The organism is Streptomyces katrae, assembly GCF_000966975.1.
Taxonomy (GTDB): domain Bacteria; phylum Actinomycetota; class Actinomycetes; order Streptomycetales; family Streptomycetaceae; genus Streptomyces; species Streptomyces katrae.
Genome location: NZ_JZWV01000599.1, coordinates 1 through 3,481, shown reverse-complemented (window position 1 = coordinate 3,481; position 3,481 = coordinate 1). Strand labels below are relative to the sequence as shown.

4 protein-coding genes and 1 pseudogene are annotated in these 3,481 nt (G+C 74.1%); all 5 read left to right on the top strand.

Annotated elements, in window-relative coordinates; translation table 11 throughout:
• A pseudogene (locus VR44_RS21405) lies at positions 1-182 on the top strand (hypothetical protein); the annotation flags it as partial.
• 54 nt (positions 183-236) lie between these two features.
• Entirely contained in the window at positions 237-1,238 is a 1,002-nt protein-coding gene (locus VR44_RS21400; RefSeq protein WP_045949175.1) for a GDP-mannose 4,6-dehydratase, read from the top strand.
• Between the two features lie 76 nt (positions 1,239-1,314).
• Positions 1,315-2,028: a nucleotidyltransferase family protein gene (locus VR44_RS21395; protein ID WP_045949174.1), complete on the top strand. Its 714-nt coding sequence runs from the start codon at positions 1,315-1,317 to the stop codon at positions 2,026-2,028.
• 7 nt (positions 2,029-2,035) lie between these two features.
• Complete coding sequence (locus tag VR44_RS21390; RefSeq protein ID WP_045949173.1) at positions 2,036-2,944, top strand: NAD-dependent epimerase/dehydratase family protein; 909 nt, start codon at positions 2,036-2,038, stop codon at positions 2,942-2,944.
• Positions 2,941-3,481, top strand: a 541-nt coding sequence (locus VR44_RS21385) for a spherulation-specific family 4 protein (RefSeq protein WP_045949172.1), incomplete at its 3' end; no start/stop codon positions are given. The genes VR44_RS21390 and VR44_RS21385, both read left to right, overlap by 4 nt.

Genomic DNA, 3,481 nt, shown 5'->3' with positions numbered 1-3,481 from the left:
CCTTCGGGGTCGCCTGGCCGCCCGCGGCCCTCTGCGCGGCCGCCGCGGCCGGGGCGGGAACCGTCACCGTCCTCGGGCCCGCCCCGGGCCCGCCCGCCCTGACCCTCTCCTGCGGCCTCGCCGCGACGGCCCTGGCCGCCTGCACCCTCCGCGTCCTCGGCCGCCCCGCCCGGCACGCCTGACCACCGCCCGCCCATCCCCGTACGCTCCGCCAACCCACCTGAAAGGTGCACCAGTTGACCACCGCACCGCTCGCCGCCGTCACCGGAGCCGAGGGCTTCATCGGCTCCCACCTCACCGAGGCCCTCGTCGCCCGCGGCTACCGGGTCCGCGCCATGGCCCAGTACAACTCCTTCTCCTCGTACGGGTGGCTGGAGACCCTGGCCCCCGACGTCCTCGACCAGGTGGAGATCGTCCTCGGGGACGTCCGCGACCCCGGATCCGTCCGCGGGCTCCTCGAAGGCGCCGAAGCCGCCTACCACCTGGCCGCGCTCATCGCGATCCCCTACTCCTACCGGGCCCCGCACAGCTACGTCGACACCAACGTGACCGGCACCCTCAACGTCCTCGAAGCCGTCCGGGCCCTGGGCACCCCCCGCCTCGTGCACACCTCGACCAGCGAGACGTACGGCACCGCGCAGACCGTGCCGATCACCGAGGACCACCCCATCAACACCCAGTCCCCGTACGCCGCTTCCAAGGCCGGCGGTGACCGGCTGGCCGACAGCTACCACGCCAGCTTCGAAACCCCGGTGGTCACGCTGCGCCCGTTCAACACCTACGGACCCCGCCAGTCGATGCGCGCGGTGATCCCCACCGTCATCGGCCAGGTCGCGGCCGGGGAACGCGTCATCACCCTCGGAGACCTGCGGCCCACCCGCGACTTCAGCTTCGTCAAGGACACCGCGCAGGCCTTCCTCGCGGCTGGCACCGCACCCGCCGCACAGGTCGTGGGCCGCACCTTCAACTCCGGTACCGGCGGCGAGATCTCGGTAGCGGACCTGGTCACCCTGATCGGCAAGGTCATGGACGTCCCGATCGAGGTCCGCGAGGACACGCAGCGGCTGCGGCCCCCCGCCTCCGAGGTGATGCGGCTGGTCGCCGACGCGAGCCGGCTCACCGCCGCCACCGGCTGGCGGCCGCGCCACAGCCTGGAGGAAGGCCTCGCGCACACCGTCGAGTTCTTCCGCGACCCCGCCAACCTGGCCCGCTACAAGACCGGCATCTACAACATCTGACCGTCGGCCGCACCGCCGACGTTCTCCACTACCCCACGTCACTCACCTCCCCCCACCCAACCCTAGGAGGAGACCCATGTACGCAGTGATCCTGGCGGGCGGCAAGGGCGTCCGGCTGCGGCCCTACACCACGGCCCTGCCGAAGCCGCTCGTGCCCATCGGAGACCAGCACGCGATCCTGGAGATCGTGCTGCGCCAGCTCTCGACGGCAGGGTTCACCCGGTGCACCATCGCCATCGGACACCTCGGCGAGATCATCCGGGCCTACGTCGGCGACGGCTCCCAGTGGGGCATGAGCGTGGACTACGCCACCGAGGAGAGCCCCCTCGGCACCATGGGACCCCTGCTCAACCTGCGCGACCGCCTCCCCGAGCACTTCCTCGTGATGAACGGCGACGTGCTCACCGACCTCGACTACGCCGACGTGCTGCGCCGCCACGAGGCGTCCGGCGCGCCGCTGACCATCGCCACCTACCCGCGCAAGGTGCACATCGACTTCGGGGTGCTGACCACCGACGCCAGCCGGGTCGTCGGCTTCACCGAGAAGCCCAGCATGGACTACCACGTCTCCATGGGGGTGTACGGTCTGAGCCGCTCCACCCTCGACAACTACACGCCGGGCCTGCCGCTCGGCTTCGACGAACTCGTCCTCGACCTGCTGGACAGTCAGAACCTGCCGCAGTCCTACGCGTTCGACGGCTACTGGCTCGACATCGGCCGCCCCGACGACTACGACCGGGCCAATGCCGAGTTCACCACCCGCAAGTCCCTGCTGCTCAAGGGAGCCTGAGCACCTCATGCGCATTCTCGTCCTGGGCCGGACCGGCTACCTGGGCGCCCATGTCGCCGACCGCCTGCGCGCCCTCCCGGGCGCGCGGGTGTTCGACGGCGGCCGCTCGCCCGGCGCCGACTTCGGCATCGACCTCGCGGCCGACCCCCCGCAGCGGATGGCGGCCGTCCTGGCCACCGCCGCCCCCGACGCGGTGGTCAACTGCGCGGGCGCCACCGGCGGCGACGCCGTGACCCTCGCCGAGGCCAACGCCCGCGGCCCCGCCGCCCTGTGCGCCGCGCTGCGCGAGGCGGCACCCGCCGCGCGCCTCGTGCACCTGGGCTCGGCGGCCGAGTACGGGCCCGGCACCCCCGGCACCCGGGTCACCGAGTCGGCCGCCACCCACCCGGTCGGCCCGTACGGGGCCACGAAACTGGCGGGCACCCTCGCCGTCACCGCCTCCGGTCTGGACGGCGTGGTCCTGCGGGTGGGGAACCCGGTGGGGCCCGGAGCCCCGCCGAGCGGGCTGCCGGGCCGGATCGCCGCCCTGCTGCGGGAGGCCGGCCCGGACCCGGAGGCGGTACTGCGGCTCGGCGACCTCTCCGCGCACCGCGACTTCGTGGACGTACGGGACGTGGCCCACGCGGCGGCCCTCGCCGTCACCGCCCCCGGCCCGCTGCCGCCCGTCCTCAACATCGGCGCCGGCCGGGCCGTGGCCGTCCGCGAACTGGTACGGGGCCTGGCCGAACGGGCGGGCTTCCGGGGGCGGATCGAGGAGGAGGCGCCCGGCTCGGCCCGCTCCGCCCAGGTGTCCTGGCAGTGCTCGGACGTCACCGCCGCCGCCGAGGCCCTCGGCTGGCACCCCGCCCACCCCCTCGGGGACTCGCTCGCCGCGCTCTGGGCGGCGACCGCCCCGGCGGGAACCCTGACGCCATGACCCTGCTGGTTCCGCTGTACGTCCACCCGGCCGAGGACCCCGGGGCCTGGCACCGGCTGATCACCGGCGCCGCCGCGACCTACGGGGTGGTGCTCAACCCGGCCGACGGGCCGGGGGAGCGCCCCGACCCCGCGTTCGCGGCCGCCGCTGCCGCACTGCGGACGGCCGGGGCCCGCCTCCTCGGCTACGTGGACACCCTGTACGGGGCACGCGGCCAGGTCGAGGTCGTCCACGAGATGTGCCGCTACCAGGAGTGGTACGCGGTCGACGGCTGCTTCCTCGACCGCGTGGCCCCCACCCGGGAGGAACTGCCCGGCGCCCGCCGGATGATCCGCTCGCTGCGCCGGCTGGGCGCGAGGCCCGTGGTGCTGAACCCGGGAGTCCACCCCGACTCCGGCTACGTGCGCCTCGGCGACCTGACCGTCACCTTCGAAGGGCACTGGTCGACGTACGTCTCCTCCTTCACCCGGCCGCCCTGGACGGCCCGCCACGCCCCCGAACGCTTCTGCCACCTCGTCTACGGGGTACCCGAGGCCC

Excerpts from the sequence above, each read along its gene's own strand:
- VR44_RS21395 (WP_045949174.1), top strand. The coding sequence starts at position 1,315 with ATGTACGCAGTGATCCTGGCGGGCGGCAAGGGCGTCCGGCTGCGGCCC.
- VR44_RS21390 (WP_045949173.1), top strand. The coding sequence starts at position 2,036 with ATGCGCATTCTCGTCCTGGGCCGGACCGGCTACCTGGGCGCCCATGTC.